This window comes from Rhodococcus sp. NPDC003383, assembly GCF_053589115.1.
Window position 1 is genome coordinate 23,994 of record NZ_JBSFRG010000010.1, and the last position, 24,110, is coordinate 48,103.

Below are 24,110 nucleotides of genomic sequence, written 5' to 3' on the forward strand. Positions count from 1 at the left end.
CGTTCACAGCTCGATCTCGATGTCGCCTTCCGCGGAGTTGATGCAGGTCCGCACCACCTGACCGGTGAAATCGGCAACCTCCCCGGTGCGCAGATCCCGCAACCGTCCCGATTTCAATGTCCCGGTGCAGGTATGGCAGATCCCGATCCGGCACCCGAAAGGCAACTCGGCTCCGGCCTGCTCGCCGGCAACCAGGATCGGGGTACCCCCGTCGCAGTGGGTTTCAATCCCGCTTTCCAGGAAACGGACGGTTCCGCCCGCACCGGCGGTTGCGGAGCCGCCGATGATGGGCTGGAAGCGTTCGAGGTGCAGCTTCGCGGGGTCGCCGTGGGCGTTCCAGTGCTCCACCAGCGCGTCGAGCATCTCTCCGGGACCGGAGACGAACGCCTCACGCTCGCGCCAATCCGGGCACAGTGAGTCCAGTTCGGCAGGCTGCATGCGGCCCTCCGTCTCGGTCAGCCGCACGTGCAGGTGGAAGCCTTCCCGACGACGATCCAACTCGCGCAAGGTGGAGTCGAACATGATCTGCCCGGCGGTCCGGTCCGAATGCACGGCCACCACGTCGTCGAGGGCGTCCAGGTGGTCGAGATGACGCAACATGCTCACGATCGGAGTGATGCCGCTGCCTGCACTGACGAACAGCATCCGGTCCGGGATCGGGTCGGGCAACGTGAACACGCCCTCGACCTCGCCGAGCCGGACGATGTCGCCGGGGGCGATCCCACGGACCAGGAACGGCGAGACCGTGCCGGTGGGAACCAGTTTCGGGGTCACGCTGATCAGACCGTCGTCGGCGTGGGGATCGGACGTCAACGAATAAGCGCGCCAGTGGTAGACGCCGTCGATGACCACACCGAGGCGAACGTACTGTCCGGCTCGGTGCCCGGGCCATTCGTGGGCGGGCCGGATCACGATCGTGGCCGCGGACTCGCCGGCCGGTTCGATCCGCTCGACACGTCCACGCAATTCCCGCGTGGTCCACAGCGGGTTGATCAACTCCAGGTAGTCGTCCGGGCGCAACGGGGTGAACAGATGCCGCACAGCCTTCAGCAGCCGTCGTCGCGCCTTCGGAACCTTCGGACGTGCACCACGCTCCGCCATCAATCCACCGTAGAGGACCTCGCGCGCCCCGACCGGCGCTTCCCCTCACGGGTTCGCATCGCGGTCCGCCGGTTTGTGCGCGACCACCCGGAACCCCATACCCATGGCACCGACCCGGTGCACCTCGTCGACGACGAACTCCGCGTCCTCGAGATAGGGGACCGGATCACGGGTGAGGTGATCGGCGCCGAACCGGACCGTGAGCGGTTCGACCATCCGCATGAGCGCCGCAGCCACCCGGTTGGTGGCCGGCCCGTGCTCGGCGAGGACGATGCGGCCACCGGGCACCAGTACCCGGAACGCTTCGCGGCTCGCCTGCAACGGATCCGGGATGGTGCAGAACGTCAGCGTCGAGACCACCGTGTCGATGCTGTCGTCCGGCAGGTCGAGCGCCTGAACGTCGCCGCGGCGCACGGTCGCGTGGTTCAACTGCAGATCGGTGATGCGTGCGCGGGCGATGTCGAGCATCTTCTCGGACAGGTCGATGCCGAGGACGCTCGTCACCTGGGGGCCGTACAGCGGCAGGTTCAATCCGGTGCCCACGGCGAGTTCGAGTACGCGACCCTCGGCGCGCGGGACCGCCCACTGCCGGGGCAGACCCATGACGCGGCGTTCCCACCAGTCGATCTGTGTGTCATACCGTCTCGACAGCGTGTCGAAGATCCGGCCCACCGTCTCGTTGTCCGGTTGTCGCATGGCGCCCCCGCCTCAGCCGTGGTGCGAATCCGATCCCGTCAATGTACCGAGATCGGAACCGGAATGAGCGATATACCCCTGCGGGTATATTCGGCAGGGTTGTCGAGAGAAGGGACCCGATCGTGCAGGATCGCACCGACGAAGAGCTGTGGGACGAACGCTACCGCTCGCGCACCGCCCTCTGGAGCGGCGCCGCCAACCGGCACCTCGTCGCGGAGATCGCCGACCTTGCTCCCGGCACCGCGCTCGACGTCGGCAGCGGTGAAGGCGCCGACGCGATCTGGCTCGCGCGACGCGGCTGGACCGTCACCGCGATCGACATCTCCTCGGTCGCCCTCGAACGTGCGGCCGCACACGCGGCCGCCGAACCCGCCGAGATCCGCGACCGGATCACCTGGCGGCACCAGGACATGACCGACTGGGATCCCGGCGACGACCGGTTCGACCTGGTCACGGCGCAGTACCTGCACCTGCCCGCCGGCCCGCGCGACGAGCTGTACCGGCGGCTCGCCTCCGCTGTCGCGCCCGGCGGAACACTGCTCGTCGTCGGGCATCACCCGTCCGATCTGCAGACGACGATGCCACGGCCCCCGCGACCCGAATTGTTCTTCACCGGAGACGATCTCGTCGCGCTGCTGGAACCCGACTCCTGGCAGGTGCGCACGAACGCCGCGGTGCCGCACGAGGCGACCGACCCGGAGGGGCGCGCCGTCACCGTCCACGACACCATCCTGTGCGCGCGGCGGCGCTGACCGCGGCGGGACGTCCCGGTTTGGAGCACGGCAAACGGTTCACCACTGGTGTGCGACGTCCAGCACCACCCGGGAGCCGTTGGGGCCGTCGAGCGTGAACACCCGGAACGGCAGCCGGGCGCGAACCCCGACGCCGAGGGTGGTCTGCCCCTCGAAACTGTTGGCCCACGCGACCTGCCGCAGGGTGCGGTAGCCGGTGACGTCGACGACTTCGCCGCGGTTCGCCGGTGCCCAGTAGGCGGGCGCGAGGACGACCACCTGCAGGTAGGCTCCGCCGCGCAGCGGCACGAAGAACCCGGACCCGTCCTCGTACACCGCGGGGACGTAGCCGACGCGGTACCCGGCCGCGGGCCCGGCGAGGTCGACGACGATCCGGTCGAAACACTCGTGCCGGCCCGAGCGAACCGCGGTGACCGGTGAGGTGACCATCGTCGGATTCGACTTGTCCTGCGAACCCCAGTAGATGCCGCAATAGGGCGTAGCGGCGGACGCGGTCGGGCTGATCAGTCCGATCCCCGCGATGAGTGCGAGCATCGCGAGCCACACCTGGATCCTTCTCATGGCCTTGTCCTCTGTGCGTGGCTGATGAAGTGGCATCGCAGCGGATCCGACGCGCGTTACAGGCGCACAGCGCGATGAGGCGGATGCGTTCACGCGGTGGTGGACGACGCGGTTGTGAACGATGCAAAGTCCCTGTGGCGCAAGGCATCAGTGTTCGGTCGTGAGCGCGTCCCAGAATCGGTCGGGCACCGGAGGCCAGTCGTCTCGCCACCGTCCGGCCTCGCGGTCCGCGCGCAGATCCTCGAGCAACGCCCTCAGGTGCGGGCCGCCGTCGAGCAGGTAGCGCACGATGCCGAGGGCGGCGCACTGTGCGGTGATCGTCGCGAGCAACCCCTTCGCCTCGTCGGTGCGTCCGGCCGCGGCGAGGATGTCGACCAGCAGTCGGCGTGCCTGCAGGAGCGCCCGCGGTCGGCCGGCATCGGCGAGCATGTCCACCCACTCCTGTGCCCAGATGCACGCCAGTTCCGTTGCCGTCGGCGTGCCCTCGTCGAGCAGTGCCCGGATGGCGACGGCCTCGTCGAGCTGGGCGGTGAGCGCGTCGACCCCGTGGACGGGCCGTCGTCGCTGCGCATGGGTGATCGGTGGGGACGGGGGCACGCCCGCGGCCGGGGGCAGGCCCAACCGCACACGTTCGTCCTCGATCCGGGCCCGCAGCCGGGGCAACGTCAGCGCTTGGGCGGCTCGGGCGCCCGCCTCCAGGCGCTGCGCCGCCGCTGCGCGATCGCCCCGAAGGGCCTTGACCCGGGCGCCGATCGCGTACCGGGCCGCCTTGAACTCCACGCTCCCGCCTCCGTAGTCGAGGAGGTAGGCCTCGTCGAGGAGACGTTCGGCGTCGTCGAGGCGGCCCTGCTCGTACAGCAGTTCGCCGAGCAGCGACTCCGCGAGCCGTACCGCGACCGAGTGCTCGTCCCCCTGGCTTCGGGCAACCCGCAGGGCCTGCCGGAACCGCTGCTCGGCGGCGGTGATGTCGAGTCGCTCGTGCGCGGCGATGCCGAGGTAGCAATAGCTGTGCGTCCGGATGTACGGACCGTGACTGCGGGCGTGATACGGCTCGGCCCACTCCTGGAGCCGTTCCGCCGCGTCGAAATCGAACCGGTAGACCGCGGCCATGAGGGCGAGGTGCGCGGCCGCGGACACCACCCACGGGGACAGCGAGCCGGCCCGGGCCACTGCGGGGCGGATCAGCTCGTCGACGGTGTCGAAGCGGTCGCACCGGACCTCGATGACCGCTCGCACCATCCCGCACTCGGCGCGCAGGTCCTCGGCTTCGTCGGCAGTAAGGGAAGCGGTGGCGAGAAGTGATTCGACGGCATCGACGGCCTGCTCGGCGGGTCGGACTCGGTTCGACAGGACGGCGGTCCAGGCCCGCATCAGCTGCAGGCGCGGACGGGTGGTCAGCACGGACGGGGGCAGCTTGTCGAGGAGGGCCTCCGCGGATGCCACCTGGGATAGTTCGAGCAGGATCGTGCCGTGCCGTTCGACCAGGTCGACGGCCATCTCCTGATCTCCCGCGGCCTGGGCGTGGGTCACCGCGTCACGGATGATCTCGTGTTCGGCGAACCACCGGGCCGCGGTGTGGTGCAGTTGCCTCACGCGGTCAGGGGTCTCGCGTTCGATCCGGCGCTGCAGGAACTCCCGGAACAGGTGGTGATAGCGAAACCAGGTGCGCTCCTTGTCCATTCGGCGTAGGAACAGGCCCCGGTCCTCGATTTCCTCGAGCAGCGACTGGCATCGTGTCTCGCCGGTGAGCGCGGTGGCCAGCTCGGCGGAAACGAATTCGCAAATGCACGTGGCGAGCAGGAAATCGAGAATTCGGGGTTCGAGTGTGTCGAGGACGTTTTCGGCGAGGTATTCCCCGATCGCATGGTGGCTGCCGGTGATTCCGTGGATGAGGTCCGCTGGGTCGTCGCTGTCGCGCAGGGACAGAGAGACCAATTGCAGCGCCGCCACCCAGCCGCCGGTCGCGCGGGTGAGGGCGTCGACGTCCTCGTCGGTCAGGCGCAGTCCGGCCCGCTCGACCAGCAGCTGTCGCACCTCCGCCGGATCGAACCGCAGGGCGGCAGCGTCGACCTCGATCAGCTCGTCGCGCAGCCGCATACGGCTCAGGGGCAGACCGGTGCGCGCCTGGCTGGTCACGATCACCCGGAGGTGACCGGGGTCGGTGTTGTCCAACAGGAACGCCATCGCAGCGATGGCCTCGGAGTCGGAGATTCTGTGCCAGTCGTCGATGATCAGGACGACCTGCTCCCCGGACTGCTGAAGCTCGTTGATCAACGTGGTGAACACGTACTGAGCTGCGCCGTCGCCGTGCTCCTCGAGCACCGCGCCGAGGTCCTGGGCGAGGTCCGGCCGCACTCGGCGGAGGGACTCGACCAGATGCGCCAGGAGCCACAGGGGCTTGTTGTCGTCGTTGTCGACGGACAGCCAGGCCACCTGGACGCCGGTGCCGGCAAGTTCACGCGACCACTGTGCGGCCAGGGTGGTCTTGCCGAACCCGGGTGGAGCGGTGATGGCCGTCAGCGTGCGCGGCCCGCCCGCACGCAGGAGCTGCAGCAGTCGCTCACGGACCACCAGGGGACGAGTCGCGGACGGAGGACGCAGTCGCGTGGCGGGCACCGGAGGGGTCAGCGGCCCCGAACCGGTTCGCCGGCGGTAACCGGATCCGGTGGTGGAACCGAAACGAGTGGTGCCGGAGCCGACGGAATCACCGATCTCGGGCACCGCGAGCTCGTCCACCGGCAGTCCGTGACGTTGCTGGACCGTTCGCAACTGCTCGCCGAGTTCGGCTGCCGTGCCGATGCGTGTAGCCGTATCCCGGTCCATCGCGCGCTCGATCACCGTGCAGAGGTCCTCGGGGATGTCGATACCGCCCTGCAGGTCCGGCGCCGGTCCGCCGGTGATCCGGAGGAACTGGGCGACCACCGATTCGCCGCGGCGCCGCTCGTACGCCGCGTGCCCGGTGATCAGGCAGAACAGGGTCGCGCCGAGCCCGTAGACGTCGGCGGAGCGGGTGGGGGGTTGTCCGGAGAGCACCTCCGAGGCGGTGAACGCCGGAGATCCCGTGATCGCGCCGTCGGAGGTTTCGAAGGCCCCTGCGATCCGCGCGATCCCGAAGTCGGTCAGCTGCGGCTCCCCGTAGTCGGTCAGCAGGATGTTCGCCGGCTTGACGTCCCGGTGCAGCATGTTCATGCGGTGGGCGGTCTCCAGCGCGCCGGCGATCTTGACACCGATCCCGAGTGCGTCCTCCCAGCGCATGGGTCCCTGCGCTCGGAGCTGGGCTTCGAGCGAGTTGCGACGGTGGTACTCCATCACGATGTACGGCTGACCGGATGCGGTGGCACCGACCTCGTGGACGGTGACGATGTTCGGGTGGCCGGACAGTCGCCCCATCGCGCGCTGCTCCCGCAGGAAGCGTTCGAGATTGTCGGGGTCCGGTTCCGAGGTCAGCACCTTGATGGCCACGGTGCGGTCGAGTGCCGGCTGCCGGCACCGGTAGACGACGCCGAAACCACCCCGGCCGATTTCGTGCACGTCCTCGAACCCGGCCGCGATCAGTTCGGCCACGATTCGCGGCGGGTCCTTCCGCTGCGTCGCCTGCGGATCGATCTCCGCCATCGGCTGCCTCGTCCATATCAAACCGGGGTTGGTCGAATGCCCCAATGATATGCCCGTGACAGCGGAGACGGGCGATCGTCGAACGACATCGCCCGCCTCCGGAAAGGGGATCTTTATTCGTTGTGAACGTCGGCCTGAAGGTCTGCCTCCTTTCCCGCGTTTCGAGTCGAGTCACCCGAAACGGTCGTAGTGGATGGTGTCGATCGGATGGCCGTTCGTGCTCAGCAACTGCAGGACCGCATCCACCATGGGTGGTGGTCCGGCGAGGTAGACGCGCGCACCGGTGAGGCTGTGGGCCTGTGCGGCGAGCGCGTCGGTGACATAGCCGCTGGGCGTGGAGTCGTCACCGGATGGAGTCGATGTGGTGACGTGCAGGCGGCCGTTCGGCAGTCCCGCCAGGAGATGTGCCAGTTCCGACCGGCCGACGAGTTCGTCGACGCTTCCTGCACCGTAGAAGGCTCGCACCGGCCGGGGGTCGTCGGCCGCCGCCAGTTGCCGCGCAAGCGCGAGGATCGCCGAAACCCCTGTGCCACCGGCAATCAGGACGATCGGCCGTGCGTCCTCGCGTAGCCACATGTCGCCGTACGGCAGTTCCATCGGAACAACCGAACCCAGAGGCAGGGAGAAGAGCCGTTCGCTCCCGGGACCGCCGTCGTAGCGCTTGGCGATGAACTCGACGTGATGCTGTCCGGACGTGGCCGCCATCGAATAGCAGCGCCGCAGATCCGGGCCGAGTTCGAGGAGCGCGAACTGGCCTTCCCGATACTCGGCCGGCCGATCGAGCCGGAATCGGAAGCGGTGGATGTCGGGGCCGAGTTCGTCCACCTGCTCCAGCTGCGCGGTGTAGTCGCCGGTGCCGAGATGAGCGCGCGGGGACTCGTCGGTCCAGGTCGCCTTGACGACGAGGTCCGAGCAGGCCGCGCTCTGGCACGCCAGGATCCGCTTCCGCCTTTCGTCCCGTGGATGAATCGCCGGTGCGGTGTCGAACAGCGGGTCGATCTCACCCTCGGTGAGGGTGAGTTTGCAGGTCCCGCACGCGCCCCAGCCGCATTCGAAGGGAAGCCACACTCCGGAGCGCCGGGCGGCGGCGAGGATTCTCTCTCCTTCACGGATCTTGAATTCCGTGTCGCCCGGCGTCACTCGTACTCGATATACGGAGTTCACTGTTCGTCCCCGGGCGGATCCAGGAGCCCGCACGCCTGCAGGTATTCGTGTTGTGTGGCGGTGACGGCTTCGGTCAGGTCGACGGCCGCGATCGGCTTCGGCGCCTTCTCCAGCAGCTGACCGAGACCTCCGACTGCTTCGAGCATGAGCGGTTGCCACTGCGCGATCCAGGAGAGGAGCACGTCCTTCAGCTGCGGGTCGCGCTCGATGGAGTAGCGGACGAGGGCGGCCGACCAGGTCTGGCTGCGCTTGCTGTCCTCGCCGAAGTCGGTGAACAGGCTCCGCAGGAACTCGTCGCCGTTCTGCCCGGCCAGCGCGGCGAACTGCACGTTGAGCAGCGTGTCGAGCAGCGGCTTGACCACGAGGTTGAGGGCCGCGAAGCTCTCACCCCAGTCGTACGCGATCAGAAGCCGTTCCAAGGCCTCGCGCAGCGGCTGCCACAGGGGATCCTGTTCCCAGGCGGTCCGCGCGACCTCCGTGGACGCGAGCCGGTCCCCGTGAGCGTTCGCGAGAACCTTCGTCCAGTAGGCGAGGCGCTGGATGCGGCGCATCTCGTCCGCGGCCTGGAAGTTGGCGCAGTTGGTGATGAACGACGACGGTGCCATCTGGCCGACGTACAGACCTGTCATCTGCAGGATGTGCAGCGGAAAGCGCAGTGGTACGAAGAAGCGTTCGAGCGTTGCGACCCATTCCGGGTTCAGGTTCGGAGCCGACTCCGCGCATTCGTGTTGGTCGATGAGTTTGTCGACGAACACTTCCCGCTCGTCCTGCGAGGCGACGTAGTCCCTGTAGGTGAGCTTGAAGGGGTCGCGGAACTGCTCCCAGTCGTCGACCTGGAAGGGTGATCCTTCCCGGTGCTGCAGGTACCAGCCGTTGAGGGGCATGCCCGGGTGTTCGAACGGCTGCGGATCACGACGGAAGTGGGTGTGGAAGTTCGAGGTGACGACCTCGTAGGGTGACGGCTTGCGGCGCACGTCGCCGAGCAGGCTCCAGGTCTTGGGCTTGGCCTTGATTCGCGCGTTCGATGCCATCTCAATCTTTCCTTTCCAGAAACCAGACGATCTCGTCGTCTTCGACCTGCTTCATGCGACCGGCGAATCCGCTCAGTGCCGGTTCGAGCTCGACCAGTGGGAATTCCCGTCCGAGTTCGAGTTCGAGGCTCTGCCGGGTGAGCCGGCAGTATTCGGGTACCTGGATGCGGATGTACCCTCCCTCGTCGGACACTTGAACGTCCGAGTCCGGGTTGTCTGCGATGATCGCGTCGGCGACGGCATCGGCGAGGTCCATGTCGAGGCCGCGCATGAGCGGTCCGACCATCTTGGGTGTCAGGTCTGTCATCTCCGCCTTCTAGCTTTCGTTGGCCCGGTTGTAGTGGCGTTTGCCGTCGTTCGGGATACCGACCTGGATCTGCTCGTCGGTGACACGGACGGGGAAGCGGAAGAGCTTGCAGCCGGTGGGGTTGAGTCCTTCTCCGGTGCGCATGTCGAATTCCCATTTGTGTCCGGGACATTCGAGGGTGCCTGCTTCGTCGTTCCACTCACCGTCGGCGAGCAGCACTTCCTGGTGCGGGCACATGCCCTGGAAAGCCAGGATCTCGCCGCCGTTGTGGTGGACCAGCAGGATCTGCTCTCCTTCGACCTCCACGTCGAGGATGTCGCCTTCCCACAGTTCGTCGGTTTCGAGTGCGTCGGTCCAGCCGACTTCGGGGGCGCTCATCGGTATCCCACCTGCAGCACGTCGAGCGGGCCCACTCCCGCGTCGGTCACGGTGGCGGTGTCGGCGAGTACCCGGCCCTGGAACCGGACCTGCAGGGGCCGGGGCTGGGCTGCGACGCGGCGGCCGGCGGCGTGGTACGCCACCTTCTCGGCGACGACCGACATCGGGTCCGTGTCGTCGATCGGGACGAGCAGAACGACGAAGTCGCCGTCGAAGATCCCTTGCACGGGAAACAGTGCCATGTCGAGATCCTTTCTCTCAGCTGGCCTGCCGGCTGCCGGGTTGTCCGGCGAATGCCCAGGCGTAGTTCGTGGCGTCCTGTCCCTGTTCTGCCGGCGACAGACCCATGTAGTTCAGAGCGCCCTCGATGGTCGGTGGCTGGATGACTCCGCTCAGGAAGCGGTCGATGATATTGAGATGCCCGGCGAAGCGTTCCGGGTTCTGCTCGTAGACCCACTTGCACGGTTCCGAGCAGAAGAGCCGGCGCCGGCCGTCGGTGTCCAGGATCAGAGGCTCGGGGCTGTCGAGCTTGCCGACCAGGTGGCCGGCCGGGTTCACGAGCGGGATCTGGCACATGTTGCAGACCATCGGGAACGTTTCCGGCAGGGTCAGTTCGGGTTTGCCGGCGCGGATGTTCGCGGTGATGGCGTCCCACACCTTGCCGAACGTGTCGTTCCAGCCGGGATACTTCTCCTCGAGCCAATCCCGTTCCTCGGGGGAGACCCCGGCGTCGGGATTCCACCAGACGGTCGGCCGCCAGCCCCACACCCCGAGATGCAGACCGTGGTGGTACCAGTCCAGTTCCTGCAGGAAATGGCTCTCCCAGTACCACGGCACCTCGAGACCGAAGTCGCGGAACTGGTCCACGAACTGCTTGATCACCATCTCGTTCATGAATTCCTTGAACGAGTGCTTGCGGTGCTCGAGCGGGGTGTAGTAGTCCATCGACAGCCCGGTCAGCAGGGCGAAGATGTGCCAGGTGCGCCAGAACATGTGGTCGACGAGCTTCTGCGCGACGTCCGCTTGACCGTTGGCGATGAGGACCTTGATCGTCGGTTCGCCCTGCTGGGCGTGCCGGGCCTCGTCCGTCTGGATCGACGAGATCAACGATGCGAAGTCGACGTCGCCGACCTTCATCGCGTCGGCGGCCATGCCGAGGAACTGCAGGTTGGTGAAGCCGGTCTCGAAGGTGAAGGTCAGCTGGATCGCGGTCGAGACGGCGTCGTTGGCGGTGAACATGTCGTCGAAGAGGCTGCGTGCTGCGATCACGCCCCATTCGTTGGTGTGAAATGCCTTGTGCGCCCAGTCGGCTCGGGGTTCCTCCGGCAGGAGTCCGTGGGGGAAGAAGGTCTGGATCTGGCCGTGTCGAGTCTCGTCGAGCGTTCCGTAGGTGGCCATGTTCCGCCACGCGGCCGACCGGCCGAACCGGCCCATGCGGGCCTCACCGATACCTGCCATGTATTCGGGAACCGCGATGGCGCCGTAGTGCGCCAGGATCGCCGACTTCCATCCGGGGTCGAGGTTTTCGTACATTGCCGAGCGGGCCAGGATGGAGTTGACCGCGTAGACGGACGTGTCCTTGTCGACCTGGTTGTGGACGTACTCCGGGTAGGTGATCTTGTACGGTTCGTCCCAGATCCACCACTGCTCCGTCGGGATTCCGTAACTGTTGGACTGGACCTGCGGCCACACCTGGTCCTCCTCGACGTATCGAAGTGTCCAGTTCATGTCCCGCGTGAGGTCGTACCATTCCGATCGCGCCAACTTGGGCATGTCGTTTCCCTTACTGTCGTGCTTGGTGTGTGCACGCCGCGTTGCGGCGAAAGGTGTTGCAGCGGAATCGTGATGGTTCGATTCCTGCTATCCGGGAGTCCGATGCAATTCGAAGGTGTACAGGACGACGAGCGTGCCGTCCCTGAGGCGAGACGGCCGAATCGCGACCTCTGCCTTGTCGATCGGGATCGTGTCGTCCACGACCAGCGAGACCGTGCACCGGTCGTATCCGGGTGCGCTGACGTGGATTTCGATCGCATCGGTAGCGGCGCGCGAACCGTGCGCCAGTATCTCGAAGACTCCCTCGGGTTCGGCGTCGAGGAGCACGCCCCATACTCCGACGACGGCGTCGGTCACGGCGGCGCCGTCGTCGCCGACGATCTCGCCTGCGAGAAGGAGTTCGATTGCCTCGCTGTCGAATTCGTTCACCGTGAGTGCTGCGGGGGATGCGAGGTGTGTCGAACGGGCTGCGGGAGGCTCGACGCTGATGACGGACATGTGAATCCCTCTTCTTCTTCTCCGGACGGGACGTCGGTTGGACCGCGTCCCCTTCGGGGCGGGAGTTCCGGCCACGCGCTTTGCTCGCTGTCGCGCCTTCGTTCCGGTGGATTCCCGCTCGCGTGGAAGAAATGTTAGGTGGATCACAGAGGGAGGAATATCCGCCCGGCGCAGGGTCTGGCCGGATTGCGCAACGAGTTCGAAAGCCGCGTCGACGCTCGCCTCACCACGTCGGCGACAGGGAGCTCTGTGGTTCCCTGTTGCGCAGAGTCTCGGACGGTGTCTCGCCGAACTTGTTGCGATAGGCCGCGGCGAACCGCCCGAGATGCGTGAAGCCCCATCGGAACGCACTGTCCGAGACGGACGTCTGCACCTCCGGGTTGCAGAGTTCCGCGTGCACACGCTGAAGGCGGACTTCACGCAGATAGGTGGTCGGGGATACGCCGACGTAGCGCTGGAACCCGGACTGCAGCGTTCGGGCGCTGACCCCGATCGCGCGGGAGAGTTCCGATATCGTCCATGGTTCTTCCGGCTGCTGTTCGAGCAGGTCGATCGCCTGCTTCACGACACGCGGCCGTGCCGGTCCGTGTGTGCTGAGCAGCTGTTCGGAATAGTTGTGCGGCTGACCGACCAGCAAGCCCGTCATCACCAGTTCTTCGACGCGTGCGACCAGGAGCGGCTGGTGACCGATCTCCGCGTCGCGTTCCATCTCGGCCTGCAGCAGCCTGACGCTGTCGACCCAGGTGTGCAGCGGCGGGGTGGTCAGGTCCATGCCGAAGTCGAAGCACAGCGGCGCCTTGATCTCGCAGCCCAGCAGGCCTGCAAGCTGCCGTTCCAGAGCGTGGCGTTCGATGCGGACGAAGAACATGCTGTAGTCGGGGGTCAGGGCGATCATCGAGGGGTCGTCCGCCCGATAGGCCACGCCGTGGTTCGGTATCGACACAGCGGTTTCGTGCCGGCCCCGCCGCGCTTCCGCGCTTCCCGTCAGGGGCAGAGTGAAGAAGTACTGCGCCTCGGTCGTCGGCGCCTCCAGCGTGATACGGGATTCGTACTTCAGGTACGCCAGAGTGATGTGGCCGAGCTTGGCGGCGTTCATCCGCGCATTCGAGGACACCGCGCCCAAGGCCTGCACCTTGTGGGGCACCAGGAGACGGGCGCCGACATCGCGGATCACATCGAGGTCTCCGGTGCGGAACTGAGTGCAACCGGCAAGGGGTTCCATCGCCATGTAAGCAGCACCTCTACTTCTCTGGTCCCCCCGCGCGAATGCGTTGTGTGAAAGACGTGGGGCAGCCATCGCGGGTGTGGTGTGACCCGCGTCACGGCAGTGTACGCCGAGGAGGGTGCTCGTGCCAGTTTCGGTCGAATTGCGGTGACCGCGCAGGTGCAGACAGGGAAATCGCGTCCTACGAGTGCCTGTCACACGTTCCGGGCGAGGCGCTCAGCGCGCGACCTCCTCGAAGTGCGTGCGACCCTTCCGCTGCCACAGCACACCACCGCCCGCGGTGACGCCCTGTGCCTTCAGTTCGCGCTTGAGGATCTTGTTCGTCGCGGTGACCGGCAGGTCGCGGTCGATCCGCACCCAGCGCGGCCATGCCTTCGGGGACAGGTCGGACTGCGCGGCGAGGAACTGCTCGAACTCGTCGGGGGAGAGGTCGGCATCGTCCTGCAGCACCATCGCCGCCATCACCTGATCGCCGACGGTCTCGTCGGGGACCGCGTAGACGGCGACCCGGTTCAGGGCCGGAAGGCGCTGCAGGATCCGTTCGATCGGGGCGGCGGCGAGGTTCTCGCCGTCGACGCGCATCCAGTCGGCGGTGCGTCCGGCCAGATAGATCCACCCGACCGCATCCCTGTAGCCGAGGTCGCCCGACCAGAACATGCCGCCGCGCATCCGCTCGTTCGTGGCGTCCGGATCGTTGTAGTAGCCGGAGAAGAACCCGCCACCGTGCGTGTTGACGAGTTCACCGATTGCCTTGTCCGCGTTGATCAATGCGCCGTTCTCGTCGAACTCCGCCGGCTCGCACTCGGTGAGGGTGTCGGAATCATAGACGGCGACACCGTCGAGACCGCGGCCGATCGACCCGGGTGGGGTGCCCGGCTCGCGCGTGATGATGATGGCCAGTTCCGTCGACCCGAATCCGTCGAAGACCGTGCAGCCGAAACGACGCGAGAACTCGTCGATGTCGCGGTCGGTGGCCTCGTTGCCGAACGCCACCCGCAGCGGATTGTCGCGATCGTCGGGTTGTTCGGGTGTGGCGAGAACGTAGGCGAGGGGTTTGCCGACGTAGTTCATGTACGTGACGCCGTAGCGGCGGACGTCGTCGAGGAAGCGTGTCGCCGAGAACGACACCGGCACCATCGCCGCCCCGCTGTTGATCGCGACGCTCCACCCCGCCACGATCGCGTTGGAGTGGAACAGCGGCATGGACAAGTAGCAGACGTCGTCGCCGGTGATGTCGAACCGGTCGACGAGGTTGCGGCCGGAGAAGAGCACCGTGAGGTGCGCGACCTGCACGGGTTTCGGATCGCCGCTGGTGCCGGACGTGAAGATCATCATGAACGTGTCCATGACTGCCGCTTCGCGGTGCGGGGTCAGGTCCCCGGCCGAGGCGATCAACTCGGCCCATTCCGGTGTCGAGGTGTCGAACACCCGCACTCCGGTCAGGTCGAGACCGTCGAGCAGCGGCCGGTGTTCGGCATCGGTGACGACGATCTGGCAATCGGCGCGCCGGATGTCCCGGGCGAGACCGTCCCCGCGGCGGGTGGTGTTGATGCCGCACAGCACGTACCCGCCCAGGCCGGCCGCGGCGATCGCGGTGAGCATGTCCGGGGTGTTGCCGAGCAGGGTGCCCACGTGCACGGGCCGAGCCGGGTCGGCGATGGCGAGGAGTGCGGCGGCCTGCGCCGACGCCTCGCCGAGGTGTTCCCGCCAGGTCCAGGTGCGGTCGCCGTGGACGAGCGCGACGGTGGTGTCGTCGAGGCGCTCGCGCAGTACCTGCTGGACGGTCTCGGCCATCGTCCTACCTTCGTGTCGTGGGGGCGGCGTGCCGGCCGCGGGCCGGTTCCGGGGCGGCTGCCGTGACCTCGGCAGCCTCGTCCGGGACGGTTCCGAGGTGCCGTGCGAGGAACAGGACCTGATGCTCGACCGCAGCGTCGAATCCGCGGTGACCGGCGTAGAGACCGAAGTGGTCGCACGGATAGTGCCGGACCTCGGCGCGGGCGGCGAACCCGGCGACGGCCGCGGAGTGCGGGGGTGCGCTGCGATCGAAATCGGCGATCTGCATCAGCACCGGGCACCGCACGTTCTTCGCCTGCTTCGCCGGCCGGTACGACCCGAGCTGCATCGTGATGTCCGCGTCGATCTCGTTGCGCCAGGTCGGCCCGGCGATGCCGGTGTAGTCCTCGAAATAGCCGTCCAGGCTCAGTGCCGCCGGCTCGCCGGGGCGGCCGACAACCGCGATCGTGATGCCGGTCCGCCCGGTGAGGGCGCCGACGCGGCTGCGCAGACCGATCGCGGCCGAGCGCGCGAGCGTCCGGACGCTGTGGTGACGCAGCGCGGTCACCGAGGCGGCGCGGCCGTCGACGAGCGGGGTCATCGACACCACCGCGGCGACGTCGGTGCGGCCGGCGGCCACCGCGAGCACGTGTCCGCCCGACAGGGACACCCCCCACAACGCGACCCGGCCGGGATCGACGCCGTCGAGTGCGGCCGCGGCCGACAGCGCGGCCCGGTAGTCGTCGAGCTGATCGGCCACGTCGACACGCTGACGCACCGCGCCGCCCGAGGAGCCGAACCCGCGGTAGTCGAATACGAACACGTCGAGTCCGGCGTCGGCGAGCCGCTGCGCGAACGGCTGCAACCCGGAGTCCTTCGTGCCGCCGAGCCCGTGTGCCATCACCACGATCGGCCGGCCCCGGTCGTTCGCGAGGCGGTCGTCGGAGGCGCGGAAATACCAGGCGTCGCACGGGGTTCCGGACGAAGCGAACGTGACGCTGCGGCAGGAGGCCGAGAAGGCCGGCGCTGCGCACCGGTCGTCGGGCGGTGCGGCTGCCACGAGAGCCGCGCGGGCCGCACCTTCCGGCAGTTCGCGGGTGCGCAGGTCGTGCTCGTAGAGGAAATAGTCGACCTGCTGGGTGTGCCGCGGCCGGTCGAGCATGTGACCGGTGTACTTCTGCTGGTCCTCGGCGATCACCCGCCGCATGTCGGCGATCGGCGGCAGCCGGTAACGGCCCGCCGCGTAGGCGGCGATGAGCCGCGCCTGGGATTCGACGAACGGGAACAGTGTCGGGGTCGCCTGGGCGAACCCGGCGAACGCGAGATCGTCGATGCCGGGTACGAAGATCCGCTTGTACAGGTCGATGCGGTTGCCCGGCGCGCTGATGAAGTCCTCGTCGAAGAACGGGAACGTGATGTTGTACCCGGTGGCGTGGACGATGATGTCGAACTCGCCGGACGTCCCGTCCTCGAAATGCACCGTCCGGCCGTCGAGCAGGCGGACATCGGGTCTCGGGATCACGTCACCGGAACCCAGGCGCAGCGGCAGTTCCACCGACTGGGTCGGATGTGCTTCGAAGAAGCGGTGATTCGGGGTGGGCAGGCCGTACCGCTCGGGGCGGCCGGACAGGAGCGGCTGGCCGAGTTGCGCGACCTTGCGCTGCCACGCGAGAGGAAGGTACGGGCTGGTGCGGTAGTACTTGTCGGCGGGTCTGCCGGCGATGTACTTCGGCACGATCCACGCACCCGACCGGGTGGAGAGGGTGACCTCGTTGCCGAGCGTCTTCGACGACAGCTCGACGGCGATGTCCGCGGCGCTGTTGCCGAGGCCGACGACGAGAATCCGCCGGCCGGTGAAGTCCAGCGGGGTCTGCGGGTCGATGTAGTGGTGCGAATGGATCTCGGTGCCGGTGAACTCGCCGGGGAACTCCGCCATCCGCGGATCCCAGTGATGGCCGTTGGCGACGACGAGGAAATCGGCGTGCCGGGTGCTGCCGTCCTCGAGGTCGAGGTCCCAGCCGCCGCTCTCCACCGGTTCGGCGTGCACCACACCGTTGCGGAACTCGATGTTCTTCTCGAGGTCGAACGCGCGGGCGTACCCGTCCAAGTATGCCTTGATCTGGGTGTGGTGCGGGAAATCCGGATACTCGTCGGGCATCGGATAGTCCTTGAAGGACAACTGATGCTTCGAGGTGTCGATGTGCAGCGACCGGTAGGCGCTGCTGTGGCCGTTCGGGTTCCCGAATGCCCAGTTGCCGCCGATGCGATCGGAGGTCTCGAAACAGGTGTAGGGAATGCCGTAGTCGCCCAGCATCTTTGCGGTCGTCAGCCCGCTGATTCCTGCTCCGATGACGGCCGTGGTCGGTGCCGGCATGCGTCAGCTCCTCGATCCTGCTGCCGGAGCGGTTCCGGCGCGGTGCCCGCCAATCTAGAACATGTTTCCCTCCGGTGTGAACAGATCTCGAAAACTGTCTACTGCGCGTATCGTCGCGGTTGTGTCACGGCACCGGGCCGGGACCGGTGCGGAGGCACGATGGGCACGGAAGCCGAAGCGACGACGGTGCGGGAACGGTTGCTGGACGCCGCCGAGAAATGCCTGCGGGACAAGGGGATCCGAGCAACCACCGTGCTCGAGGTCGCCGAAGCCGCGGGGGTGTCCCGGGCCTGGCTGTACCGGCACTTCCCGGACAAGGCGACCCTGGTCGGCAGCGTCATCGTCCGCCTCGACACGGCCTACTGGGCCGGAGCGCACGCGACGCTCGCCGAATGCGGTTCACTCGTCGAGCAGTTGGCGGCGGGCGTGCGGATCGGCCGGTCCGCGTACGACGACCCGGGCGCGCTCGCGATCCGGTTGCGCACCGACGAACCGGAGGAGTTCGCGGCGTGCGCGGGCGCCGGCGTCCACGAACTCGTCCCGCACCTGGCCGAATTCTGGAACCGTTATCTCGTCGCGGCGGCCGAGCGCGGCGAGATCGACCCCGGAATCGACGCTGCCGAAGCGGCCGAATGGGTTGCGCGGGTGCTGATCAGCATCGCCACCGTGCCCGGCGCAACCCTCGATCCCGAGGATCCGGCCGCGGTGCTGCGGTTTCTGCGCCGTTACGTGATGCCGGGCCTGACCGTCACGGAGCCATGGCCGCCAGGTGCGCCAGCAGGTCGGGATACCGGCGGGTGTGGGCGCCACCGTTGATGTCGATGTTCGCCCCGGTCATCCACGCCGCCGCATCCGACGCCAGGAACGCCACGACCTCGGCGATCTCCTCGGGACGTCCGCTGCGGCCGAGCGGCGTGTTCTCGAGGTAGTCCTCCGTGAGCCCGGGCACCAGCGACACCCCGGCGACCAGCGGCGTGTCGACGAGGCCGGGGGAGATCGAGTTGACCCGGATCCGCCGGGGCGCGAGTTCGAGCGCGGCGACCTCGGTCAGCATCAGCACCCCCGCTTTCGCCGAGCAGTACGCGGCCATCCCGGTGCCCGGTTGCCGGCCGTTGAGCGAGGCGATGAGCGTGATGCTGCCGCCGTCGACCACCCGCCGGCCCGCGTGTTTGACCACGAGGAACGCGCCGGTGAGACACACGTCGAGGGTGGTGCGCCAGCCGTCGAGACTCAGGTCGGTGATCGCTCCCGGAACGCTGAGCCCGGCGCAGTCCATCACCGTGCCGATGTCGCCGAACTCGGATGCGATCTCGTCGAACAATCGCTCGACGCTGTCCTCGTCCCGCACGTCGACGTGCCGCGCCACGGCCCTGTTGCCCAGTTCACCGGCGCCCAGTTCTCCGGCGCGCAGCAGCGCGGCGTCGGCGTTCACGTCCGCCACGATCACCTGTGTTCCGCGCGCGTGCAGCCGCCGGCACGTCGCCCAGCCGATCCCCGATGCGCCGCCGACGACGATTGCGTTCGCTTCCTTCACGCCGGTACCCCCGTTTCCCGTTCCACCTGTCGCCGCGATGGTAGAGACGGAACGGGCGCGCGGTGACGATTGCGGGGAACCCGCCGATCGGACGCCAGGTTTGTCGTACTGTGAATGGCGTCACATCGTGTCGGCCGGCCCGACGTGCCGACCCGCCCGCTCGGAGGTTCGGATGTCCACCACCGAAATGCAGGACCTGCAACGCACCATCGGTCACCTGCGGCAATGCGTCGGATCACTGCGCTCGCGCTACGGTGATGCCCCTGCGGTCAAGCGTCTGGCCAACGATCTCGATCGACTCGACATCGACGCGAAGGAGCTCGACAGCGCACCGCCGGCCGAGGTGCGCGGGCACACCGGTGAGCGCATCCCGGTTCCCGACGCGCCGTACGACGACAACCTGTTCCGGGGCGTCGACGTCGACGACGAAGGACTCGGCGGACTCCACGGGGAGCGGTGACCGCCCCGCCGGCCACCGGTGTTCGTTCCGCGACCCGGGCGAGGATCGCGGAACGAACGTTGCGCACCGACCGCTGGTGGCTGACCCCGCTGTTCACGGTTCTGGGCCTGACGATCTTCGTCGTCTACGCCACGATCCGGTCGTTCGTGCGCACCGCCTACTGGGTCGACGACTACCACTACCTGACGCCGTTCTACTCGCCGTGTGTCAGCGCCTCGTGCGCCCCCGGGTCGAGTCACTTCGGGGTGTGGGTGGGCGAGCTACCCATGTGGATCCCACTCGCATTCCTGTCGCTGCCGTTCCTGCTCGGATTCCGGCTCACCTGCTACTACTACCGCAAGGCCTACTACCGGTCATTCTGGCTGTCGCCGCCGGCTTGCGCGGTCGCCGAAACGCGCGCCCGCTACACGGGGGAGACGCGGCTGCCGCTGATTCTGCAGAACGTGCACCGCTACTTCTTCTACGTGGCCGTCGTGATCTCGGTGGTCAACTCGTACGACGCGATCGTCGCGTTCCACAGTCCCGGCGGATTCGGTTTCGGCCTCGGCAACGTGATCCTCGTGGTCAACGTGATCCTGCTGTGGATATACACGCTCTCGTGCCATTCCTGCCGGCACGTCACCGGGGGCAGGCTCAAGCACTTCTCGAAACATCCGGTGCGGTACCGCATCTGGACGTTCGTGTCGAAACTGAACACGCGGCACATGCAGTTCGCTTGGATCACGCTGGGCACGCTGATCATCACGGACTGCTACATCATGCTCGTTGCGAGCGGCACCATCTCGGATCTGCGGTTCGTCGGCTGACGGCACCGTCGGGGGCACCAGGGGACAGGGAGGGCAGCGATGCCGGAGGTCGAACGGCACGAATACGACGTCGTGGTGATCGGGGCGGGCGGCGCGGGGCTGCGCGCGGTCATCGAGGCGCGGCAACGCGGGCTGCGTGTCGCGGTCGTGTGCAAGTCGCTGTTCGGAAAGGCCCACACCGTCATGGCCGAGGGCGGCTGCGCCGCCGCGATGGGCAACGCCAACCCCCACGATTCGTGGCAGGTGCATTTCCAGGACACGATGCGCGGCGGGAAGTTCCTCAACAACTGGCGGATGGCCGAACTGCACGCCCGTGAGGCCCCGGACCGGGTGTGGGAACTGGAAACGTACGGGGCGCTGTTCGATCGCACCCCCGACGGGCGGATCAGCCAGCGCAACTTCGGCGGGCACACCTATCCGCGGCTCGCGCACGTCGGCGACCGCACCGGACTCGAACTGATCCGGACCATGCAGCAGAAGATCGTGTCGCTGCAGCAGGAGGACTACGCCGCCCACGGCGACTACGAGGCCCGGGTGAAGGTGTTCGCCGAGTGCACGATCACCGAACTGCTCGTCGACGAGTCGGGCCGCATCGCCGGGGCGTTCGGCTACTGGCGTGAATCCGGCCGGTTCGTGCTGTTCGACGCGCCCGCCGTCGTCATCGCCACCGGTGGCATCGGCAAGTCGTACAAGGTGACCTCGAATTCGTGGGAGTACACCGGGGACGGTCACGCGCTCGCGCTGCGGGCCGGGGCGGCGCTGATCAACATGGAGTTCATCCAGTTCCATCCGACCGGTATGATCTGGCCGCCGAGCGTGAAGGGCATCCTGGTCACCGAGGGGGTACGTGGCGACGGCGGGGTCCTCAAGAACTCCGAGGGCGAGCGGTTCATGTTCTCCTACATCCCGCCGGTGTTCAAAGGGCAGTACGCCGAGACGGAGGAGGAAGCCGACCGCTGGTACGAGGACCAGGAGAACAACCGCCGCACCCCGGATCTGCTGCCCCGCGACGAGGTCGCCCGAGCCATCAACTCCGAGGTCAAGGCCGGTCGCGATAGCCCGCACGGCGGGGTGTACCTCGACATCGCCTCCCGGATGCCGGCCGCCGAGATCGTGCGGCGGCTGCCGTCGATGCACCACCAGTTCCTCGAGCTCGCCGACGTCGACATCACGAAGGAACCGATGGAGGTCGGCCCCACCTGCCACTACGTGATGGGCGGTATCGAGGTCGATCCGGACACCGCGGCCGCGTCGGTGCCCGGCCTGTTCGCCGCCGGGGAATGCTCGGGCGGCATGCACGGATCCAACCGGCTCGGCGGCAACTCCCTGTCGGACCTGCTGGTGTTCGGGCGGCGGGCCGGGATCGGGGCCGCGGACTACGTGGAGGGGCTGACCGAACGGCCGCAGGTGACCGATGCCGCGATCGACGCGGCCGCGCGGACCGCGTTGTCGCCGTTCGATCCGGCCGCCCCGGACAGCGCCGAGAATCCGTATACCTTGCATGCGGAGTTGCAGCAGTCGATGCACGATCTGGTCGGCATCATCCGCCGCGCCGACGAGATCGAACGGGCCCTGGCCGAACTGGCCACGCTGCGCGAACGGATCCGCAACGTCGCGGTCGAGGGCAACCGGCAGTTCAACCCCGGATGGCATCTCGCGCTGGACCTGCGCAACATGCTGCTGGTCTGCGAGTGCGTGGCGCGAGCAGCGTTGCTGCGCACCGAAAGTCGCGGCGGGCACACCCGTGACGACCATCCCTCGATGGACGCGGAGTGGAGGCGGACGCTGCTCGTGTGCCGCACCGACGGCGGCGACAGATCCATCCCGGACGTGACGGTGACCCCGGAGCGGCAGCAGCCGATGCGACCGGATCTGCTCGCGTTGTTCGACATCGACGAACTGGGCAAGTACTACACCGACGAGGAACTCGCCGATCATCCGGGACGGAGGTCCTGACATGGGCTACCAGGCGGCCTTCCGGGTGTGGCGTGGGGACGCCGACGGCGGCGACCTGCACGACTACACCGTCGAAGCGAACGAGGGCGAGGTCGTGCTCGACGTCGTCCACCGATTGCAGGCCACCCAGACCCCGGACCTGGCGGTGCGCTGGAACTGCAAGGCGGGCAAGTGCGGGTCGTGTTCGGCCGAGATCAACGGCAGGCCCCGGCTGATGTGCATGACACGGATGTCGACCTTCGACCCGGACGAGACGATCACCGTCACCCCCGTACGCACCTTCCCGATCATCCGCGACCTCGTCACCGACGTGTCGTTCAACTACGAGAAGGCCCGCGAGATCCCGTCGTTCACGCCGCCACCCGACCTGGCGCCGGGGGAGTACCGCATGCAGCAGGTCGACGTCGAGCGCTCGCAGGAGTTCCGCAAGTGCATCGAATGCTTCCTGTGCCAGAACGTGTGCCACGTCGTGCGCGACCACGAGGACAACAAGTCCGCATTCGCCGGGCCCCGCTACCTCATGCGCATCGCCGAACTCGAGATGCACCCGCTCGACGTCGCCGATCGGCGCGACGCCGCGCAGGATCAGCACGGTCTTGGACTGTGCAACATCACCAAGTGCTGCACCGAGGTGTGCCCGGAGAACATCCACATCACGGACAACGCGCTGATCCCGATGAAGGAACGCGTCGCGGGCCGGCGCTACGACCCGATCGTCTGGCTGGGCAACAAGCTGTTCCGGCGCTGAGTGCCCGGAAGCGTCGGACCGGGACACCGTTCCCCGTGTTCACGTGAGTGCGGCGATGATGGCGCGGGCGATCCACTGCGCATACCGCTCAACGGTCCAGCCTCGACCCAGCACCAGCAACTCGTACAGATCGACCGCGATATAGGTCCACAGCACATCGCGCACTTCGTCCAGCTCGATTCCCGGGCGCAGCTGGCCGGTGTCGAGCAGGTGGCGTCCGAGCATGGTCATCCCGTTGAGGCGCTCGTCGACGAGGCGCCGCCAGATCTCCTCGAGGTCCTCCTGCCCGTGCCGGCCGTCCCGCAGCATCAACTGGATCCTGGCCGAGCGGACCTGCCGGGCGGCCATCTGGTCCGCATACATCGTGATCTTCTTCCGCACATCCGGTTCGGCGAAGATCGCCTTCGTTTCGGGCCGCTCGATGACGGGCACCGGATCGTCGTCCCCGGCGATCGTGTAGTCGAACACGGCCTTCGCCAAGCCTGCCTTGGTTCCGAAGATCTTGTAGACGCTTTCGGGTGCCACGCCGCCGCGCTGGGCCACCGCTGTCACCGTCGTGGGACGGTACCCGCGATCCTCGAACAAGTCCTGGGCCGCCCGCAGGATCGAGAGACGCGTCTGTTGCGCGCGTTCCCGGCGCCCCGACGCATCGTAGCGGCGTTTCCCATTGACTTTCGGCATCGCGGGTCCATACTTGTATTTGGATACTGACTCACTGTATCCAATTCTTCATTCAACGGCAGGGAGAGCCGCCGTGAACATCAATCATTCCATTTCGGCCCCATCCGTCCCGGACGTCGCCGACACGACCTCCTCCACGGAGAACAAGTCCGTCGCTGCGCGCTTCATGCACATGATGGCCGACGGTGATCGCGATACTTTCGACCGGCTCGTGGCCCCCGAGGCGATCAACCGCGAGTCCCGGACCGAGCCGCCCGCAGCGAGAGTCCCAGGTCCGGACGGGTTCTACGCCACCGCCCTGTGGCTGCGTGAAGCCTTCGGCGACTTCCGCCACGAAGTCGTCCACGCCGTGGAGGAGGACGACGTCGTCGTCCTCGACACCGTCATGACGGCCCGGCACGTCGGGCCGTTCGTGACCTACGACGAGCGTGGCCGGGTCGATCAAGTCTTCGCGCCGACCGGCAAGAGTTTCGCGGTGCATCAAACCCACTGGCTGCGCATCGCCGACGGCAAACTCGTCGAGCACTGGGCGGATCGCGACGACCTGGGCATGGCCCGGCAAGCCGGTTGGATCCCTCCGACCCCGGCCGGACTGATCCGGAACGCGCTCGCAAAACGCAAGGCGCACAAGGAAACAGCACACAGTGCGTGAGTGGCTGTGTGCTGCTCCCCGGCGG

Annotated in this window: 23 protein-coding genes and 1 pseudogene; 7 read left to right on the plus strand and 17 right to left on the minus strand. The window is 67.4% G+C overall.

Annotation, left to right across the window (positions count from 1 at the left end):
- Window positions 1-3: 3 nt before the first annotated feature.
- Both ACWDTS_RS11265 and ACWDTS_RS11270 read right to left on the minus strand, forming a co-directional pair.
- Window positions 4-1,101, minus strand: coding sequence for a ferredoxin reductase (locus ACWDTS_RS11265; protein ID WP_450111394.1), 1,098 nt, complete (start codon window positions 1,099-1,101; stop codon window positions 4-6).
- Between the two features lie 45 nt (window positions 1,102-1,146).
- Window positions 1,147-1,797 carry a class I SAM-dependent methyltransferase gene (locus ACWDTS_RS11270; protein WP_450118201.1) on the minus strand — a complete coding sequence of 217 codons (651 nt, stop codon included), beginning with the start codon at window positions 1,795-1,797 and terminating at the stop codon, window positions 1,147-1,149.
- Between the two features lie 122 nt (window positions 1,798-1,919).
- On the opposite strand from ACWDTS_RS11270, the gene ACWDTS_RS11275 reads away from it, so the two are divergent.
- Window positions 1,920-2,549: a class I SAM-dependent methyltransferase gene (locus ACWDTS_RS11275; protein WP_450111396.1), complete on the plus strand. Its 630-nt coding sequence runs from the start codon at window positions 1,920-1,922 to the stop codon at window positions 2,547-2,549.
- A gap of 39 nt (window positions 2,550-2,588) precedes the next feature.
- On the opposite strand, the gene ACWDTS_RS11280 is transcribed toward ACWDTS_RS11275, so the two are convergent.
- The 13 genes and pseudogenes from ACWDTS_RS11280 to ACWDTS_RS11340 all read right to left on the minus strand — a co-directional run.
- On the minus strand, window positions 2,589-3,110 hold the full coding sequence (locus tag ACWDTS_RS11280; protein WP_450111397.1) for an AMIN-like domain-containing (lipo)protein: 522 nt from the start codon (window positions 3,108-3,110) through the stop codon (window positions 2,589-2,591).
- Window positions 3,111-3,257: 147 nt separating this feature from the next.
- Window positions 3,258-6,725, minus strand: a complete 3,468-nt coding sequence (locus tag ACWDTS_RS11285; protein ID WP_450118202.1) for a protein kinase domain-containing protein — start codon at window positions 6,723-6,725, stop codon at window positions 3,258-3,260.
- 171 nt (window positions 6,726-6,896) lie between these two features.
- Window positions 6,897-7,865 carry a 2Fe-2S iron-sulfur cluster-binding protein gene (locus tag ACWDTS_RS11290; RefSeq protein ID WP_197254008.1) on the minus strand — a complete coding sequence of 323 codons (969 nt, stop codon included), beginning with the start codon at window positions 7,863-7,865 and terminating at the stop codon, window positions 6,897-6,899.
- A gap of 20 nt (window positions 7,866-7,885) precedes the next feature.
- Entirely contained in the window at window positions 7,886-8,920 is a 1,035-nt protein-coding gene (locus tag ACWDTS_RS11295) for an aromatic/alkene monooxygenase hydroxylase subunit beta (protein WP_450111399.1), read from the minus strand.
- A gap of 1 nt (window position 8,921) precedes the next feature.
- A complete protein-coding gene (locus ACWDTS_RS11300) occupies window positions 8,922-9,227 on the minus strand; it encodes an MmoB/DmpM family protein (protein WP_197254016.1) in 306 nt (101 codons plus the stop codon).
- A gap of 9 nt (window positions 9,228-9,236) precedes the next feature.
- A complete protein-coding gene (locus tag ACWDTS_RS11305; RefSeq protein WP_197254024.1) occupies window positions 9,237-9,605 on the minus strand; it encodes a Rieske 2Fe-2S domain-containing protein in 369 nt (122 codons plus the stop codon).
- The gene (locus ACWDTS_RS11310; RefSeq protein ID WP_231611075.1) at window positions 9,602-9,847 is read right to left on the minus strand and encodes a toluene-4-monooxygenase system B family protein; all 246 of its coding nucleotides are present in this window, start codon (window positions 9,845-9,847) and stop codon (window positions 9,602-9,604) included. Before ACWDTS_RS11310 ends, ACWDTS_RS11305 begins: the two co-directional genes overlap by 4 nt.
- A gap of 16 nt (window positions 9,848-9,863) precedes the next feature.
- Window positions 9,864-11,378 carry an aromatic/alkene/methane monooxygenase hydroxylase/oxygenase subunit alpha gene (locus ACWDTS_RS11315; protein WP_197254026.1) on the minus strand — a complete coding sequence of 505 codons (1,515 nt, stop codon included), beginning with the start codon at window positions 11,376-11,378 and terminating at the stop codon, window positions 9,864-9,866.
- Window positions 11,379-11,465: 87 nt separating this feature from the next.
- Window positions 11,466-11,876 (minus strand): hypothetical protein, encoded by a 411-nt coding sequence (locus tag ACWDTS_RS11320; RefSeq protein WP_450110510.1) that lies wholly within the window; start codon window positions 11,874-11,876, stop codon window positions 11,466-11,468.
- Between the two features lie 223 nt (window positions 11,877-12,099).
- Complete coding sequence (locus ACWDTS_RS11325) at window positions 12,100-13,173, minus strand: AraC family transcriptional regulator (RefSeq protein WP_450118203.1); 1,074 nt, start codon at window positions 13,171-13,173, stop codon at window positions 12,100-12,102.
- A gap of 144 nt (window positions 13,174-13,317) precedes the next feature.
- Window positions 13,318-14,895, minus strand: a complete 1,578-nt coding sequence (gene fadD1 / locus ACWDTS_RS11330) for a fatty-acid--CoA ligase FadD1 (protein ID WP_450110508.1) — start codon at window positions 14,893-14,895, stop codon at window positions 13,318-13,320.
- Between the two features lie 4 nt (window positions 14,896-14,899).
- Window positions 14,900-15,934: an alpha/beta hydrolase gene (locus tag ACWDTS_RS11335; protein ID WP_450118245.1), complete on the minus strand. Its 1,035-nt coding sequence runs from the start codon at window positions 15,932-15,934 to the stop codon at window positions 14,900-14,902.
- Window positions 15,935-15,937: 3 nt separating this feature from the next.
- Window positions 15,938-17,248: pseudogene (locus tag ACWDTS_RS11340) on the minus strand (flavin-containing monooxygenase); the annotation flags it as partial.
- A gap of 159 nt (window positions 17,249-17,407) precedes the next feature.
- Between ACWDTS_RS11340 and ACWDTS_RS11345 the strand changes: the two are divergent.
- Window positions 17,408-18,064 carry a TetR/AcrR family transcriptional regulator gene (locus tag ACWDTS_RS11345; RefSeq protein ID WP_450110507.1) on the plus strand — a complete coding sequence of 219 codons (657 nt, stop codon included), beginning with the start codon at window positions 17,408-17,410 and terminating at the stop codon, window positions 18,062-18,064.
- Here ACWDTS_RS11345 and ACWDTS_RS11350 read toward each other — a convergent pair.
- Window positions 17,997-18,782 (minus strand): SDR family NAD(P)-dependent oxidoreductase, encoded by a 786-nt coding sequence (locus ACWDTS_RS11350; RefSeq protein WP_450118204.1) that lies wholly within the window; start codon window positions 18,780-18,782, stop codon window positions 17,997-17,999. The genes ACWDTS_RS11345 and ACWDTS_RS11350 overlap by 68 nt on opposite strands.
- Window positions 18,783-18,954: 172 nt before the next feature.
- On the opposite strand from ACWDTS_RS11350, the gene ACWDTS_RS11355 reads away from it, so the two are divergent.
- From ACWDTS_RS11355 to ACWDTS_RS11370, 4 genes are read left to right on the plus strand one after another with little or no spacing between them, the layout of a single operon-like run.
- Complete coding sequence (locus ACWDTS_RS11355) at window positions 18,955-19,242, plus strand: hypothetical protein (protein WP_197254038.1); 288 nt, start codon at window positions 18,955-18,957, stop codon at window positions 19,240-19,242.
- On the plus strand, window positions 19,239-20,048 hold the full coding sequence (locus ACWDTS_RS11360) for a hypothetical protein (RefSeq protein WP_450110505.1): 810 nt from the start codon (window positions 19,239-19,241) through the stop codon (window positions 20,046-20,048). The genes ACWDTS_RS11355 and ACWDTS_RS11360 overlap by 4 nt, the downstream gene beginning before the upstream one ends.
- Window positions 20,049-20,087: 39 nt before the next feature.
- Window positions 20,088-22,004 (plus strand): fumarate reductase/succinate dehydrogenase flavoprotein subunit, encoded by a 1,917-nt coding sequence (locus tag ACWDTS_RS11365; protein ID WP_450110504.1) that lies wholly within the window; start codon window positions 20,088-20,090, stop codon window positions 22,002-22,004.
- Window position 22,005: 1 nt separating this feature from the next.
- Window positions 22,006-22,752, plus strand: a complete 747-nt coding sequence (locus ACWDTS_RS11370) for a succinate dehydrogenase/fumarate reductase iron-sulfur subunit (RefSeq protein ID WP_450110503.1) — start codon at window positions 22,006-22,008, stop codon at window positions 22,750-22,752.
- Between the two features lie 39 nt (window positions 22,753-22,791).
- Here the strand turns inward: ACWDTS_RS11370 and ACWDTS_RS11375 are convergent, their stop codons facing one another.
- A complete protein-coding gene (locus ACWDTS_RS11375; RefSeq protein ID WP_450110502.1) occupies window positions 22,792-23,433 on the minus strand; it encodes a TetR/AcrR family transcriptional regulator in 642 nt (213 codons plus the stop codon).
- A 166-nt stretch (window positions 23,434-23,599) separates the two neighbouring features.
- On the opposite strand from ACWDTS_RS11375, the gene ACWDTS_RS11380 reads away from it, so the two are divergent.
- Window positions 23,600-24,085 carry an ester cyclase gene (locus tag ACWDTS_RS11380; protein WP_450110515.1) on the plus strand — a complete coding sequence of 162 codons (486 nt, stop codon included), beginning with the start codon at window positions 23,600-23,602 and terminating at the stop codon, window positions 24,083-24,085.
- Window positions 24,086-24,110 lie beyond the last annotated feature (25 nt).